Annotated in this window: 12 protein-coding genes; 6 read left to right on the forward strand and 6 right to left on the reverse strand. The window is 65.4% G+C overall.

Going from position 1 to position 16,211, the window contains the following annotated elements; all coding sequences use genetic code 11:
* Positions 1-94 precede the first annotated feature (94 nt).
* The 6 genes from IX761_RS26300 to IX761_RS26325 all read left to right on the forward strand — a co-directional run bounded on the left by IX761_RS26300 (position 95) and on the right by IX761_RS26325 (position 8,479).
* Positions 95-1,582: an FAD-dependent oxidoreductase gene (locus IX761_RS26300; RefSeq protein WP_194792402.1), complete on the forward strand. Its 1,488-nt coding sequence runs from the start codon at positions 95-97 to the stop codon at positions 1,580-1,582.
* Positions 1,579-2,247, forward strand: a complete 669-nt coding sequence (locus IX761_RS26305) for a c-type cytochrome (RefSeq protein WP_194792403.1) — start codon at positions 1,579-1,581, stop codon at positions 2,245-2,247. Before IX761_RS26300 ends, IX761_RS26305 begins: the two co-directional genes overlap by 4 nt.
* A 453-nt stretch (positions 2,248-2,700) precedes the next feature.
* A complete protein-coding gene (locus IX761_RS26310) occupies positions 2,701-4,200 on the forward strand; it encodes a flavin-containing monooxygenase (protein ID WP_194792404.1) in 1,500 nt (499 codons plus the stop codon).
* Positions 4,201-4,247: 47 nt separating this feature from the next.
* A complete protein-coding gene (locus IX761_RS26315; RefSeq protein ID WP_194792405.1) occupies positions 4,248-5,891 on the forward strand; it encodes a 3-(methylthio)propionyl-CoA ligase in 1,644 nt (547 codons plus the stop codon).
* A 65-nt stretch (positions 5,892-5,956) separates the two neighbouring features.
* Positions 5,957-6,838: an alpha/beta hydrolase gene (locus tag IX761_RS26320; RefSeq protein WP_228534018.1), complete on the forward strand. Its 882-nt coding sequence runs from the start codon at positions 5,957-5,959 to the stop codon at positions 6,836-6,838.
* Between the two features lie 54 nt (positions 6,839-6,892).
* Positions 6,893-8,479: a GMC family oxidoreductase gene (locus IX761_RS26325; RefSeq protein WP_194792407.1), complete on the forward strand. Its 1,587-nt coding sequence runs from the start codon at positions 6,893-6,895 to the stop codon at positions 8,477-8,479.
* 668 nt (positions 8,480-9,147) lie between these two features.
* Here the strand turns inward: IX761_RS26325 and IX761_RS26330 are convergent.
* From IX761_RS26330 to IX761_RS26355, 6 genes are all read right to left on the reverse strand, one after another.
* Positions 9,148-10,572 (reverse strand): coniferyl aldehyde dehydrogenase, encoded by a 1,425-nt coding sequence (locus tag IX761_RS26330; protein ID WP_194792408.1) that lies wholly within the window; start codon positions 10,570-10,572, stop codon positions 9,148-9,150.
* Between the two features lie 70 nt (positions 10,573-10,642).
* Positions 10,643-11,284: a hypothetical protein gene (locus tag IX761_RS26335; protein ID WP_194792409.1), complete on the reverse strand. Its 642-nt coding sequence runs from the start codon at positions 11,282-11,284 to the stop codon at positions 10,643-10,645.
* A gap of 33 nt (positions 11,285-11,317) precedes the next feature.
* A complete protein-coding gene (locus tag IX761_RS26340) occupies positions 11,318-11,971 on the reverse strand; it encodes a c-type cytochrome (protein WP_194792410.1) in 654 nt (217 codons plus the stop codon).
* Between the two features lie 9 nt (positions 11,972-11,980).
* Positions 11,981-13,468, reverse strand: a complete 1,488-nt coding sequence (locus tag IX761_RS26345) for a flavin monoamine oxidase family protein (protein WP_194792411.1) — start codon at positions 13,466-13,468, stop codon at positions 11,981-11,983.
* A 78-nt stretch (positions 13,469-13,546) separates the two neighbouring features.
* Positions 13,547-14,263: a hypothetical protein gene (locus IX761_RS26350; protein WP_194792412.1), complete on the reverse strand. Its 717-nt coding sequence runs from the start codon at positions 14,261-14,263 to the stop codon at positions 13,547-13,549.
* Positions 14,264-14,293: 30 nt separating this feature from the next.
* A complete protein-coding gene (locus IX761_RS26355; protein WP_194792413.1) occupies positions 14,294-15,646 on the reverse strand; it encodes an NAD(P)/FAD-dependent oxidoreductase in 1,353 nt (450 codons plus the stop codon).
* Positions 15,647-16,211 lie beyond the last annotated feature (565 nt).

Raw genomic sequence — 16,211 nt, forward strand, 5'->3', positions numbered from 1 at the left:
CCCTACGGACTATTCCCTTTCCCCCGCCAACGCAGTAATCTATTTAAATAACACTGGTTATCTAAATATAAAAACAACGTTGACCGAGGCGAAGATGGATCAGGAAAACACAGAGCTGTCAGGGCCCGCACGCCAACGGCGCCGCCTTGTGCAAGCGCTGGCCAGCGCGACCTTGCTAGGCGGCACCGCCCTCTGCGGCCGAGCGCTGGCGCAAGCCTTGCCTACCGACCCAGAGCACGTGCTGGACGTGGTGATCATCGGCGCCGGCTTGGCCGGCCTGACCGCCGCCCGCGACCTGCAACGCGCCGGGTGCACCTCATTCGCGGTGTTGGAAGCGCGGGATCGCGTAGGTGGGCGTACCTACAACCATCCCCTCGGCAATGGGCTGATCTCGGAGGCCGGCGGCGAGTGGATCGGCCCCGGCCAGACCGCCATCTTCGACCTGGCCCGCGAACTGGATGTCGCGACCTTCCCCACCTATTACCAGGGCCGCAATGTCTACCTGGTGGGTGATGCCCGCTACGAGGAAGACCTGAGCAACGGCCAAAGCGCCAACCACGCCATCACCGAGAAGCTCAACCAGATGGCGCAACGGGTACCCAGCAAGGAACCCTGGACGGCAGCGGATGCAGCCGAAATCGACAAGCTGTCGGTGGGCGAGTGGCTGGCAGGCCAGGGTCTGGACAATGCCAGCCGGCTGAGTTTCGACACCTCCATCGGCCTGACCACCGGCACGCCACCATCCAGCCTCGCACTGCTGCATTACCTGTCGCTGATCAACTCCGCCGATTGCAGCATGGAAAAGCTCGAGGGGTTCAAGGGCGGCGCCCAGGAGACCCGTTTCGTCGGCGGTTCGCAGGTACTGTGCACGCGCATGGCCCAGGCACTCGGTGATCGGGTCAAGCTGGCCAGCCCGGTGCGCAAGATCGTTGGCTGGGACCAGGATGTCGTCGAGCTCCATACCGACCAGGGGCTCATCCGCACCCGCCAGGTCATCGCCGCGCTGCACCCGGCGCTGTGCAACCAGATCGTCTTCGACCCACCGCTGCCCGAGGGGCGCGCGCAACTGCAGCGCCTTTGGCCCTCGCTCGCGCCGATGCGCAAGACCGTGCATGTCTATGAGCGGCCTTTCTGGCGGGACAAAGGGCTCAATGGCCAGGTCATCCAGGCCGACGGCCCGCTGATTCTCTCCTGTGACAACTCGCCGGCGGATGCCAGCGTGGGCATCCTGATGGGCTTCGTGCGCAGCGCGCAGCTCAGCCACGACCCCGCCCGGGCAGAGCGTACCCTCGCCGAAATCTATGCGCGGGCACTGGGTAAGCAAGCCCTGGAGGTCAAACAGTTCCATGACCACGACTGGGCCAAGGTCGACCCCTGGACCCTGACCTGCGTTGGCGCCATCCCCCCTGGCTTCCTGACCCGTTGGGGCCGCTACCTGAAGCCTGCGGTCGGCCGCCTGATCTGGTCGGGCACCGAAACCTCGGACCTGTGGACCAGCAGCATGGATGGCGCCGTGCGCTCCGGCCACCGCGCAGCCCTTGAAGCCCTGCAGGCGCTCGCCAGCACCCGGAGGCAGGCATGAAAAAACCGACCGTGCTGTTGAGTGCCGCGCTACTCGCCGCAGGCGTGCTGGCTGCGGCGGCGCTCTACGGGCCAGAGCTGGTCGCAGGCTACCGGTTCATGGATGCCCTGGACCGTCATTACGCCCGCTACGAAGCCAATGGCGGTGCCTGGCCGCAAGCCCAGGATGCTTGCACACTGTGTCACGGCGTTCGCGGGCAACCCGCAAACGGTCAGTACCCTGCCCTTGCCGGGCAGCCTGTAGCCTACATCCAGGCGCAACTGCAAGCCTTCGCCCACGGCACGCGCCACAGCCCACAGATGGAGCCACTGGCGGCGACCCTGAGCGAAGCGCGCATCCAGGCCCTGGCAGAGTACTTCGCGCGCCAGGCCCCGCAAATCGTCGACACCCCCGAAGCCGATGAGGCGCTGCGCGCGCGTGGCCAGGCCAGCGTCGCGGCGCGCGGCTGCACGGCCTGCCACGGCGCGCAGCTGTCCGGCAGCCCGGTGGGCCCGCGCATTGCCGGCCAGGGCCAGGCCTACCTGCTGGAACAGCTTATCGCCTTCAAGCAAGGCCACAGAACCGACCCCAGCGGCGCCATGAACGCCACTGCCAGCCTGCTTGCGCAAGATGAAATGCAAGCCTTGGCGCACTACCTCGCGGGGCTCGCGCCGGCCGTTCGATAACCGCCCCATTCCCCACAGCACCGGGCCGATCGCCGAAAGCACTGCCGAACGAACCTTCGGCGGCCGTCGGCTTTCGGCTCTTTTTTGTGTGCTCGCCAGTTATGCATAACATGTGTTGCGTTAATCATTGCGGCGATTTACAGTCGGTACAACAACAATTACAGGAGCTCATCACATGACAGACTCCACGCATCGATCGCACCTGCGCCACGCCTGGCCCACCCGGCTGGCAACCTGCCCCCCTCCTGCACGCAGGCGATACCCCGCCGCCGCATCTCCCGTGCCTGGCACTTCGATCGGGACCCAGGGCCCCATGATTCGAGCAGAGGCGGGATCGCTCACCGTGCTGCTCACCCCGCAGCAAAGACGCCCCTCTGCCGGCAGCGCCCTGCCACAGCGGACATGCCCCTCTCAATCCACTGCCCGGCCTGGCCACACAGGCACGGAGACCCCATGAGCAACCAACATTTCGACACTTTGATCATCGGTGCCGGCCTGTCAGGCATCGGCACGGCCTGCCAGTTGGCGAAGGAATTCCCCGAGCGCAGCCTGGCGATCCTGGAGCGCCGCGCCTGCATCGGCGGGACCTGGGACCTGTTCCGCTACCCAGGCATTCGCTCCGATTCGGACATGCTCAGCTATGGCTACAAGTTCCGCCTGTGGGACAGCGCCAAGGTGCTGGCCGATGGCGCCTCGATCCGCCGCTACATCCAGGACACCGCCCAGCAACACGGCCTGGCCGAGAAGATTCAATACGGGCTGAAGATCACCAGCGCCAACTGGTCCAGCCAGCAACGCCTGTGGCAAGTGGAAGCCCTGCACGAGGCCAGCGGCACCGTGCGGCACTACACCTGCCAGTTCCTGCTGTGCTGCACCGGCTACTACAACCATGACGACGGCTTCCTGCCCAGCTTCCCGGGGGAAGACAGCTTCCAAGGCGTGCGGGTGCATCCGCAGCACTGGCCTGAAGACCTCGACTACAGCGGCAAGCAGGTCGTGGTGATCGGCAGCGGCGCCACCGCGGCCACGCTGATCCCGGCCATGGCGGACAAGACCGGGCATATCACCATGCTGCAACGCTCCCCGTCCTACATCTACTCGCTGCCATCGACCGACAAGCTCACCGCCGCGCTGTCGCGCATCATGCCCGCACGCTGGGCATTGGCCCTGGCACGCAAGCGCAACATCGTGCTGTACCGCGCCGCCTACATCGCCTGCCGGCAATGGCCACGGCTGATGCGCCGGATCATCCTCTCGCACGTACGCCGCCAGGTAGGCCCGGACGCCGACATGCGGCATTTCACCCCCCACTACATGCCCTGGGACGAGCGGCTGTGCGCAGTGCCTGACGGTGACCTGTTCAAGGCCATCCGCAGCGGCCGCGCCTCGGTCGAGACCGATCACATCGAGCGCTTCACCGAGCACGGTATCCTGCTCAAGTCCGGCAAGCAGTTGCCCGCCGACATCATCATCGCCGCGACCGGCCTCAAGCTGCAGGTGCTGGGGGGCATGACCGTCTCGGTGGACGGCACGCCGTACCCGGTGGGCGAGCAGATGACCTACAAGGGCGTGCTGCTGGAAAACCTGCCCAACATGGCGTGGATCTTCGGCTACACCAACGTTTCATGGACCCTCAAGGTCGGCCTGGCAGCCACCTACCTGTGCCGCCTGATGCGCTACATGCAGCGCAACCACTTCGATGTCGTCACCCCCTACGACAACGCCGGCAATGCCCTGGGCGACGGGATCATGAACTCGATGAAGTCGGGCTATATCCAGCGCGACCAGCAGTTCCTCCCGCGCCAGGGCAAGTCCTACCCGTGGTTCGTCTTCATGCACTACGGCCGCGACAAGAAAATGCTGCTCAAGGACCCCGTCGAAGATGACTGCCTGGCCTTCCAGCGCAGCACGCAGGGCGCCTATGACGCCCGGCCCTCTGGCGTGGCCGGCTAAAACGACGCCCCCCGTTCGGCGCATGACAACAAGAAAGGTAGAACCCCATGCAAGGCCAAATGATGACACTGCCGCTGACCATCCCTTCGCTGCTCGAACACGCAGCGCGGTACCACGGTGACACGGAAATCGTCTCGTGCACCCAGGAAGGCCCCCTTCATCGCTATACCTATGCCGACGCCCAGCGTCGTGCCAAACAGGCCGCCAACGCCCTGGTCCGCCTTGGCGTCAAGCCTGGCGACCGGGTGGCCACCCTGGCCTGGAACGGCTTTCGCCATTTCGAGCTGTACTACGCGATCTCGGGCATCGGCGCGATCACCCACACTGTCAACCCGCGGCTGTTCCCCGAACAGATCAGCTGGATCATCCGCGACGCCGAGGATGAAGTGGTGTGCTTCGACCTGGGCTTCGCACCGCTGGTGCAGGCCATCGCCGCCGACTGCCCGAGCGTGAGGCACTGGGTGGCGATGACCGACCGTGCGCACATGCCGGCCCTGCCCATCGCCAACCTGCTGTGCTACGAGGAGCTGCTGGCTGGCGAGCCGGATCACTTCACCTGGCCCCCGCTGGATGAGCACTCGGCAGCGACGCTGTGCTACACCTCCGGCACCACCGGCAACCCCAAAGGGGTGCTGTACTCGCACCGCGCCACCCTGCTGCATGCGCTGTCCAGCTCACTGCCCGACGCACTGGCGCTGTCTGGCCGCGAAGTGGTGGCCCCGGTGGTGCCGATGTTCCACGTCAACGCCTGGGGTTTGCCTTACTCGGCGCCGCTGGTGGGCGCCAAGCTGGTGTTTCCAGGGAGCTGCCTGGACGGTGAGAGCATTTTCAAGCTCTTCGAACGCGAGGGCGTCACCTTCTCGGCCGGGGTACCGACCGTGTGGCTGAGCCTGCAGCAGTACATGCGCCAGAGCAGCGGGCGCCTCCCTGCCCTGCAGCGCATGATCGTTGGCGGGGCGGCCTGTCCGCCGGCGCTGATGCACAGCTACGAGCAAGAGTTCGGCATCTGCCTGCAACACGCCTGGGGCATGACCGAGCTGTCGCCCATGGGGACCGTCAACACGTTGAAGGCATCGCAGCTCACCCTGGACCCGGAAGCCCGTTTCGCCATTGCCGTCAAACAGGGGCGCCCGCCCTTTGGTGTCGACCTGAAAACGGTGGACGACAACGGCCACGAGTTGCCCCGCGATGGCCACAGCGCAGGGGCCCTGATGGTTCGCGGGCACTGGGTCGTCGAGCACTACTTCGGCATCGACCAGAGCCCGCTGGTGGACGGCTGGTTCCCCACCGGCGACGTGGCCACCCTGGACGCCGATGGTTTCATGCAGATCACCGACCGCGCCAAGGATGTGATCAAGTCGGGCGGCGAGTGGATCAGCTCCATCGACCTGGAAAACATCGCCATGGCGCATCCGGCCATTGCCGAAGCCGCCGCCGTGGGCATGCCCCACCCGAAGTGGGACGAGCGGCCGCTGCTGGTGGTGGTGCTCAAGCCCAGCCTGCTGGCGACCCGCGAGCAAGTGCTGGCCCATTACCCCGGCAAGGTCGCGCGCTTCTGCATCCCCGACGATGTGGTGTTCGTCGAAGCCCTGCCGCACACCGCCACCGGCAAGGTCAGCAAGGCGCTGCTGCGCGAGCAGTTGCGCGACTACCACTGGCCTGCGGCCAACCAGCCCGAGGTGGCGAAATGAACGCGCAGTGCTACACCCGCGAGATCGATCCGCCCGAAGGTCGGTGGAAATGCAGGATGCTCAGTATGGCTCTGCGCCTGCTGGTTAAGTCGGGACACGGCCTGAACATCGATATCCGCAAGCTGCGCAAGCAGTTCGAACGGCTCGATGGGCAGGCGCCCAAGGCGTTCCCCACGGATGTCCAGCGCACAGCGGTGAACTGCAATGGCGTAGCCGCCCAGTGGCTGACACCCAACCACTGCCGCCAAGAACGGGTGGTGCTGTACATCCATGGCGGCGCCTTCGTCGCCTATACCCCCGAGGTGTATGCGGCGATGGTCGCCGGCTGGTGCCAGCCGCTCAAGGCCCGGGCGCTGATGGTCGATTACCGCCTGGCCCCCGAGCACCCGTTCCCCACGGCGCTCGATGAGGCGTTCAAGGCCTATCACTGGCTGCTGGAGCAAGGCCACAAGGCTGACAATATCGTGATCGCCGGCGACTCCGCAGGCGGCAACTTGGTGCTTGCCCTGCTGCAGCGCCTGCGCGACGAGCGCCAACCCTTGCCAAGCTGCGCCGTGCTGCTGTCGCCGTTCCTGGACTTCACCCTCAGCGGCGCGAGCGCGTTGGGCAATGCCCGGCATGACCCGATCTTCACCCTGGCCTTCGCCATCGGCATCCGCGGTTTCTACGCCCCCGCCGAGTTGCATGGGCAAGCAGCGGTGTCGCCGTTGTTCGGCAGCTTCGCGGGCCTGCCGCCGTTGCTGTTCCAGGTGGGCAGCACCGAAATGCTGCTGGACGACTCGGTGCGCGCCGCCGCCAAGGCCTCGGCAGCCGGCGTGCCGGTTCAGCTGGAGATCTGGAAGCGCCTGCCCCACGTGTTCCAGATGATCGCCGCGCTGCCACAGGCGCTGGCGGCGCAGCGGCACATCGTCAGCTTCGTCAATCGCTACACGGACTGGGACGGTTGACCCACCCCAGCGCCGTGCGCCACCCCCTCACTGCCACCTTTCGAGAACACCACGATGGAATTCGACTACCTGATCGTAGGGGCCGGCTCTGCCGGTTGTGTCCTTGCCAACCGCCTCAGCGCCGACCCCAGCGTCACAGTCGGCTTGCTGGAGGCCGGCCCCGAAGACCGTTCACCCCTGATCCACACCCCCGTGGGCATGGCCGCCATCCTGCCCACACGCCATGTCAACTGGGCCTTCAAGACCACCGCGCAGCGGGGGTTGGGCGGCCGCCTGGGCTACCAGCCACGGGGCAAGGTGCTGGGCGGCAGCAGTTCGATCAATGGCATGGTCTACATCCGTGGCCACCACGATGACTTCAACGACTGGCAGGCGCTGGGCAACGAAGGCTGGTCGTTCGACGATGTACTGCCGCACTTTCGCAAGAGCGAAATGCACCATGCCGGCGACACCGACTATCACGGTGGCGAAGGTGAGCTCTACGTCGGGCGCGGCCATCGCCATGTGGTCACCGAGGCCTTCGTCGAGTCGGCGCTGCGCGCCGGCCACCGCTTCAACGAAGACTTCAACGGTGCACAACAGGAGGGGGTCGGCTACTACGACGTGACCATCCGTGACGGCCGCCGCTGGAGCACCGCCACCGCGTTCCTCAAGCCGATCCGCCAGCGCCGCAACCTCACGGTACTGACCAACACCCATGTTGAAAGCATCGTGCTGCAGGGCGACCGGGCCACCGGCGTGCAGGCGCTGATCAAGGGCTCGCGGGTGCACCTGAAGGCGCGCAAGGAGGTGCTGCTGGCGGCAGGCACGTTCGGCAGCCCTCACTTGTTGATGCTGTCCGGCATAGGCCCGCGAGCCGAGCTCGAGCCCCAGGGCATCGCCGTGCGGCATGAGTTGCCGGGCGTCGGCCAGAACCTGCAGGACCACCCTGACGTGGTGCTGTGCTACAAGAGCAACGACACCTCGCTGCTGGGCGTTTCCATGGGCGGCAGCCTTAAGATGGGCAAGGCTGTGTACGACTACCTGCGCCACCGGCGCGGCCCGCTGTCGAGCAACTGCGCCGAGGCCGGTGGTTTCCTGAAGACCGACCCGACCCTGGCACGCCCGGACATCCAGCTGCATGCGGTGATCGGCACGGTTGACGACCACAACCGCAAGCTGCATTGGGGGCATGGGTTCAGCTGTCACGTCTGCGTGCTGCGGCCCAAGAGCATCGGCAGCGTCGGCCTGGCCTCGCCGGACCCGCGGGTGGCGCCGCGCATCGACCCCAATTTCCTGGGGCACGACGATGACGTCAAGACACTGCTCAAGGGCTACCGCATTACCCGGGAGATCATTGCCCAGACCCCGATGGCCAGCTTCGGCCTACGCGATTTCTATAGCACGGGCCTGCACAGCGATGAACAGTTGATCGACCTGTTGCGCAAGCGCACCGACAGCATTTATCACCCGATCGGCACCTGCAAGATGGGCCAGGACGACATGGCGGTGGTGGACAGCCAGTTGCGTGTGCACGGTATCGAGGGCCTGCGGGTGATCGATGCGTCGATCATGCCCACCCTGGTGGGAGGCAACACCAACGCCGCGTCGATCATGATTGCCGAGCGTGGTGCCGAGTGGGTCGGCCAGGGCTGTCGATAGATCTCCAGCGCCTAGGAAATCGAGCGCCGCCCGCGCGGCGCATCGCTGGCAAGCCAGCTCCCACATCTGTTTCGGGCCAATCCATCCTGTGAAGTCTCCACTGTCCGCCTTGGTGCATGCCTCAAGTCTGGTGATGCGGCATCAGCGCCCACGCTGAAACCGCGTCGTACAAACAAGGCGGACAGTGGAGATGGACCAGGAGTAACTGGCCAGAAACAAATGTGGGAGCTGGCTTGCCAGCGATGCGCCGCNCGNGCGGCGCTCGATCTCAAGAGCGCTGCAGATCTGTCGGCATACACCTGGTGGCCCTCATGCGGTTGCAAGACAGGCACCTGGACGCCACACCGCCAGCCCTTAAAGTTCAGACTTGTGTGGTGCCCTGGGGTGCATGGCGGGAGATGGGGTGAGGGCCACCAGGTGCCTGCCGGTGTTTATGCAGCGCTCATGAGATCGAGCGCCGCCCGCGCGGCGCATCGCCGGCAAGCCGGCTCCTACATCTGTTTCGGGCCAATCTATCCTGTGAGCTCTCCACTGTCCGCCTTGTTGGCATGGCGCAAAATCAAGGTGGACAAAAAAAGCGCCCCGAAGGGCGCAAAAAAGGGCATGACGATAACCGGAGTAGCGTCAACTCGTCACAGCGTCGTCAGCCCGTCTCAGCAACCTTTGCATCAACGCAGCACCAGGCGCAGCAAGAGCTGGGTCAAGCGCCCGTAGGGCGGCTTGAGCAGGAAGCTGCCGTTGAACTTGGCCTGGTAGAAGATCGGGCGCATCTTGCTGAACGTCTGGAACCCCTCTTCAGCGTGGTAGTGCCCCAACCCCGAGTTGCCCACCCCACCGAACGGCAGGTTCTCCTGCAACACGTGCAGCATCACGCTGTTGACCGACACCCCGCCGGACAGCGTTTGCCGCAGCAGCGTCTCGACACGCCCGGCATCCTCATCGAACAGGTACAGCGCCAGCGGCCGCTCATGGGCATTGATGTAGTCCACAGCCTCCTCCAGCCGGCGATAATCGAGCACCGGTAGCACTGGCCCGAAGATTTCCTCCTGCATGATCAGCATGTCGTCACGCGCATCGAACACCAGGTGTGGCGCCAGCTTGCCGACCCGGCGAGCGCCCTCGACGTCGGCCAGCGCCACCACCCGCGCGCCTTTGTCGCGGGCATCGGCCAGCAGGGCCTCGACCCGCGCCAGTTGCCGGGCGTTGATCATGCAGGTGTAGTCCGGGTTGTCGGCCAGCGCCGTCGGGTAAAGCTGGCTCACTGCGGCCCTGGCATGCTCAATGAATGCCTCGCTGCTGCCGGCCGGCAGGAACACATAGTCAGGGGCGACGCAGGTCTGCCCGGCATTCAGGCACTTGCCCCAGAGGAGGGTCTCGGCGGCCTGGCGCAGCGGATAGCCCGGGGCTACCAGCGTCGGGGACTTACCGCCGAGTTCCAGGGTGACCGGCGTCAGGTTCTCGCTGCAGTTGCGCATGATCTGCCGGCCCACCGCGGGCGAGCCGGTAAAGATCAGGTGATCGAAAGGCAGGCGGGAAAAACCGTCGTTGATCCCCGGGCCAGGCTGCACGACCGCCACCAGGTCCTCGGCGAAGTGCCTGCCGAGCAGGTCGGCCAGCAGTCGCCCGAAGTGGCTCGAATCACTGGCTACCTTGATCATGGCGCGGTTGCCGGCAGCCAGGGCGCCGCACAGCGGCCCCAGCGTCAGGTACAGCGGGTAGTTCCAGGGCGCGGCGATGCCGATCACCCCCAGCGGCTGGGCGAGCACTGCGGCGCGCCCAGGCTGGAACCACAGACCGACACCACGCTTGCGCGGTTTCATCCAGCCCTTGAGGTGCTTGATCGCATGGTTGATCTCGCTGACCAGGCCAAAGATATCCAGCAGCTTGGTTTCGTGGCTGGAGCGATGGCCGAAATCGCGGGCGATGGCGGCCGCGATCGGGTCTGCATGCTCCAGTACCAGCGCCTTGAGCGCTTGCAGGTTGGCGCGGCGCGACGCCAACGAAGGGTAGCGCTGCTCGGCAAACGCCTTGCGCTGGCGTGCAAACACCTCGCGCATGCGCTCTACCGCCGGCGCGACTTGCTCAATGGACATGGGACATTCTCCGGGTGGCATTTCAAAGGTTGGCGCAGGCTCCACCGACGGAGCCCCGCGAACGGTGGCATCAGCGGGCGTAGGCCTTGGCACGCTCCAGGGCGAAGAAGGCGTAGTACAGCTGGATCATCATGTACGACCAGGTGACCAGTGCGATGGACAGGAAGATCGCCTTGGTGTCATCCCCTGGGATCGGGTAGAAGTCGTAGATGCACGCCACGATCAGCCCGGATACCGCCGCCACCGTCACGCCCAGCGCATGCAGCCGCTCACCGGCGCGCACCAGGCGGCTGATGAAGTACGCCAGGTACAGCGAGTAGGCGAACCACATGGCGACATAGAAGTACGGCAAAGGCTTGACCATGAAGTCGGCCTTGATCATCACCAGTGTGCTGGCGAAGGTGATGGTGAAGATCGCCGCGTCCTTGAGCTTGGAAGGCTTGTAGTTGTGGGTCACCGCCATCAGGCCGAGCACCGTCACGATGGGGATGCCGAAGCCTCGGGAGAAGGCATCGCAGAAGAACGAGATGCCGTAGGAGATCTGCGACTGGGTCAACAGGAAGATCAGCAGGTTGCTCCCGGAAAACGCCACGATCAGCCATTCCAGGCCCAACAGGAAATTGCCTTTGCGCAAAAACTTGATGCCATAGATCCCTCCCGAGGAGATCAGCAGTACACAGGTGAGCAAGGCGACAACATCTTTGGTTTCCATGGCGACATTCTCTTTTTTATAGGGCTCGGGTGTTCATTTCGAGTTGGTGGTGAGTGACGCAAGGTAATGGGAGAGCGCTTTGCGATCCTGCGGTGACAGGGTGGCGGTGATCGCCTTCATCGAACCGGTCGGGTCGATCCGCCGCCCTTGTGCAAAGGCGTCCAGCTGCGCCAGCAAGTAGTCGGCGCCTTGCCCGGCCAGGCGTGGGAAAGGCCCCTGGCCCAGCAACTTCTCGCCATGGCAGGCCATGCAGGCCCCCGCTACCGCCAGCTTGCTGCCTTGCTCGCGCAGGGCCGGGTCGGGCTGGAACCCGTGGTTGTCAAGCGCCGGCTGGCGCGCGTAGTAATCGGTCAGCTTGGCGATCTGCTCTTCGGTCAGGCTCATGGCCAGCGGTTGCATGTTCGGGTTGAGGCGCTGACCACTGGCGAAGCTGTGCAACTGCGCTTTCAGGTACTCGGCGGGTTGCCCTGCCAGGCTCGGGTAACGCTGGTGCAGGGAGCTGCCCTGTTTGCCATGACAGCCCACGCAGGCATCCGCCGTCTGTGGCCAGGGCCCCTCGGCCTCGTAGGCCTGGGTGGTGGTGTCGACATAGTCCAGCAGCCGATACAGGCCAAGCAGGTCGCGCCCGAACAGGGCCAGCAGCAGCACCAGCACGACGCCGGCAGCCAACAACAGTTTCTTCTTCATGACGGTCCCTCAAGCCTGACGCAGCGAAGCGAGCGCCTGTAGCGCGCTGTGGTGACCGGAGCGCACGGCGCCGTCCATGTAGCCTGCCCAGATTTCAGCAGTTTCGGTACCCGACCAGATCAGGTTGCCGCAGCCAGGGCGCAACGATTCGCCATGCTGGCTCCAGAAGCCCGGCGGGATGGCCGACACGCAGGTGATGCTCCAGGGGTCGGCCTGCCCCCAGTCGTGGTCGTGGTAACCGATGGGGGTCAGCGCCTCGTCCCCCAGCGAGCGGGCATAGATTTCCGCCAGCACGCGCTGTGCGGCGGCCGGGTCGGACGGCACCATGGCATTGACGATGAAGGCATTGATCACGCCGATTTCGCCGTTGGGTGGCGAGTTGTCCCAGGCCCACAGCACCTGCCCTTTGACCTGCACGGTATGGCCATTCAAGCCCTTGTCCCGCCAGAACGGCCGTGAGTAGACCATCGCCGTCTTGCGCGCCGGGCTGTGGGCGGGCCAGGCCCGCTGCAGCGCAGCCCGCCCCTCGGGCAGCGCGGGCTGGAAATGAACCTGGTTGCACAGCGCGGGGTGGATCGCCACGATGACCCGGCGGGCGCGTACCTCGCCCTGATCGGTGCTCAACCTCACCACCTCACGGTCCCAGTCGGCGATCTCACGCACCGGGCACGCCAGGCGCAGCTTGTCGCCCAGCGCCTCGGCCATCCGCGTACACAACCGTTGCGAGCCACCGACCAAGCGCGTGCCTTGGGCGCTGTCCTTGATCGAGTCGAGCTGCATGTAGTCGCAGTTCGCCGAGTTGATCATCGACAGGAAATGCAGCAGCCCCATCTTGCCCGGCGGCACGCCGCCGGTAAGGGTCAGGCTGGTGTCCCAGCCGGACCGGTCCTCAGGCTTGATGCCTTGCTGGGCCAGCCAGTCGCCCACCGAGAGCTTGTCCAGCTCTGCCACCCGCGGCGACGTCCAGGGCGCGCCAGACGGCACGGCCTTTGACAGCTCGCTGAGCTTGGCGCCGACGCTTTCGTCGGTACCGAAGGTGCCGTGCAGGTCGATTTCGAGCCGCCCTTCCCCACCCAGCACCACGGTCTTGCCCTGGTAGTAGGTCGGGAAGGTGCCCACCTCAAGCTCACGGGCCAGGTCAGCCACGGCCGTCTGGCCCGGCCCGATCCACTGCCCACCCGCTTCGGAGATCTGGCCCCCGCCCAGGTCATGGTTCAGCACCCGGCCGCCGACCCGATTGCGCGCCTCCAGCACCACGAATGACTGGCAGCCGGCATTTTGCAGGTCACGGGCGGCCGTAAGCCCGGCCATGCCGGCGCCGATGATGGCAACGTCGAGGATGCCGTCATCGCGGTCGCGAGCGCCCGCCGGAGCGTCCGAGGCGCTGGCCAGTGTCGTGCGCAACCCCAGGCCGCCGACGGCCGCCGTGGCGCCGGCGAACTTGAGCAACTGCCGGCGTTTGAGATCGAAAGTGTTGGAGGGGGGCCTTGCAGCCATACGAAGAGCCTCACACGGTGGTTGTTTTAAGCGCGCTTTGAGCAGGCAGCGCGTCGAAGGGTTGGCCAACGGGCCCGGTCACACACCCAGCGCAAGGCGCAGCGAACGGCGGCGCAAGTGCACGCCGAACAGCACCATCCAGCAGGGGAAGATCAGCACCACGATGACCAGCAAGGCATTGGTCAGGGCATCGAGTTGCGGGAAGAAGCCCGCAATGAAGTACAGGCCAAAGCACCCGCCGACGACTTTCAATGGCAGCAGGATCGAGGCGCCCCAGCCGGCGTTCTTCAGGTGGCGGCCAACCACCAGCCCCCAGAACAGCACCACCGGCCCCTCGCACCACCACAGGCCGCGTTGGCTACCCACCGCGATGCTGGTCCAGGCGACTTCGGCGGCGGCCTGCACGGCCGGTGTACCGCCCTGGTGCAATTCGGCCAGCGGGTTGAGCACCGACAGCTGCAACCCTGCACCGACCACGCCCAGGACCACGTAGGTGGCAATGGCCAGGACGGCCATGTCCCCCAAGGCGCCGGCTTGCTCGCGAAAGGCGCGCCACAGATAGCCGCCAATCACCAGCAACGGCAGGTAGAAGCCCAGCAGGTCGGCGAACATCGACAGCCTGAAGTACTGCCGAAGCTCGGCCGGCAGGCTCAGCATCTGCGCACCGTCCAGGGTCACGGTCATGTCGCCGTGGGTCACCATCAGCATGAAGCCGACGTTCAGGTAGGCGAACACGCCGCCAAGGATTGCCGCCCAGGCCGTCACCCGGACGGCCTCGTTCGTTGTGCTGTTCATGGTTGCTCCAGGGTTGCTAATGCGAGGACGTTACGGTGCGAGCGAAGCCCGGACTTTGCGGTTCAAGGCGCGGTCGAGCCGGTTCACTCCCGCCAGGGCGGCCTTCATGGCGCACCATTGCAGCGGTTCGGGCAGCGTGGTGGGGGTCTTGTGGCGCAGCGCGGCCAGCAGCGGGTGCTCGATGCCCCCGATCCGCTCGGCCAACAGGTAGCCGACCAGCGACTGGGTGCCGACGCCATGCCCGGAACACCCGGCGCTGTAGAGGATGTTGCGCTGGAGGCCGGTGGTACCGACCACCGGCAATGCATCGAAGGCCAGGCTGATGTAGCCGCTCCAGCAGGCACCGATGGGGGTGCCGCGCAGGGTCGGGAAGCGGTCGTCCATGGCCTGTACCAAGACTTTGTAAGCTGCAGGATCAGGCTGGTTGGGCGTGCCCGAGCCATAGGCGTAGCCGAGCTGCTTGGTGGTGACCAGCAAGGTGTCCCGCGCCGTCAGCCGATGGCTTTCCATGGTCCAGTGCGGGGTGACGATGCCTTCCCTGCCCTGCCAGCCCAAGGTCTTGAGCTGAGCCTTGGACAGCGGTGCGGTCTCGATCGCCGAGACCCGCAGCGGCACCACCTTGTCACGCAGCAAACCCAGCTGCGGCGTGTAGGCGTTTGTGGCCAGCACCATGAACGGCGCGCTGGCGCTGCCACGCTCGGTGCGGCAGACGATGCTCGGGCCTTCGCTGTAGGACAGCAACCGGGTCTGCTCGAACAGCCGCACCCCGGCCCGCAGTGCGGCACGGCGCAGGCCCATGATGTACTTGCCTGGGTCCAGGGTGCCGCCGTGCTGTGTGCAGCCGAACAGGAAGGCCGGCGGGATGCCCCGTGCACGCATTTCGTCCGCATCGACGAAGCGTGTGACCGAACCCAGATGCTGCCCGAGCGCCATGCTGTGGCGCAGCTTCTTCTCCTGGGACGGATGCACCGCGGCGCGAATGATGCCGGAGGGGTTGTAGTCGCAATCGATGGCCAGCTCGCGCAGCCGTCGCTCCACGTAGCTGACGCCTTCATCGTAGAACGACACCAGCTTCCTGGCCTGCTCCAGGCCCACACGCTTGTGGAACAGTTCGAACTCCACACCCATGCTGCCGGCCAGGTAACCGGCGTTGCGCCCACTGGCGCCAAAGCCTGCGAAGTCCTGCTCGAGCACCACCACGCTGGCACCCAGCGCGGTCAGTTCCAGGGCGGTGGAAAGGCCGGCGAAGCCTGCGCCGATGATCACTACGTCGGCAGTGATATCGCCCTCTAGGGCTGGCTGCAGGTCATCGGGGCGCTCCACCCAGCCGCCGAGCAGGCGGAATCGGTCAGTGCCGGTCTTTGTTTCGCTGAAAGTGTTCATGCACGCTCTCCGGTCAGCGGGGAAACCGCTGGGCGACAAGCGCATAGGGAGGCTGCGGCATGCAGGGCATCCTCCTACGACTTGTTGTTGTTTTTACAGACTCTACTGCTGCGATTGATTTAGCGCAACTAGTGTTATGTATTTTGTTGAGCTTGTGCTGCTGGGGGAATTGCGGGNGGCGCACAGGTGCATGGCGATAGGTTTTTAGCGTTCTTGAGATCGAGCGCCGCCCGCGCGGCGCATCGCTGGCAAGCCAGCTCCCACATCTGTTTCGGGCCGGTTATTCCTGGTCCATCTTCACTGTCCGCCCTGTTTGTACGCCGCGGTTTCAGCGTTGGCGCTGATGCCGCTCCACCCGACTTGAGACATGCACCAAGGCGGACGGTGGAGACCTCAAAGGATGGATTGGCCCGAAACAGATGTGGGAGCTGGCTTGCCAGCGATGCGCCGCGCGGGCGGCGCTCGATCTCATAGGGGCTACAACTCCCCCGTCGAAAACCCCGAAGCCACCCGCAAGCCCGCCAGACTCACGGCGAGGCCACCCCAACCACCCCATGACGGGAAA

It is taken from the genome of Pseudomonas sp. UFMG81 (assembly GCF_015354575.1).
In the GTDB taxonomy this organism is placed as follows: Bacteria; Pseudomonadota; Gammaproteobacteria; order Pseudomonadales; family Pseudomonadaceae; genus Aquipseudomonas.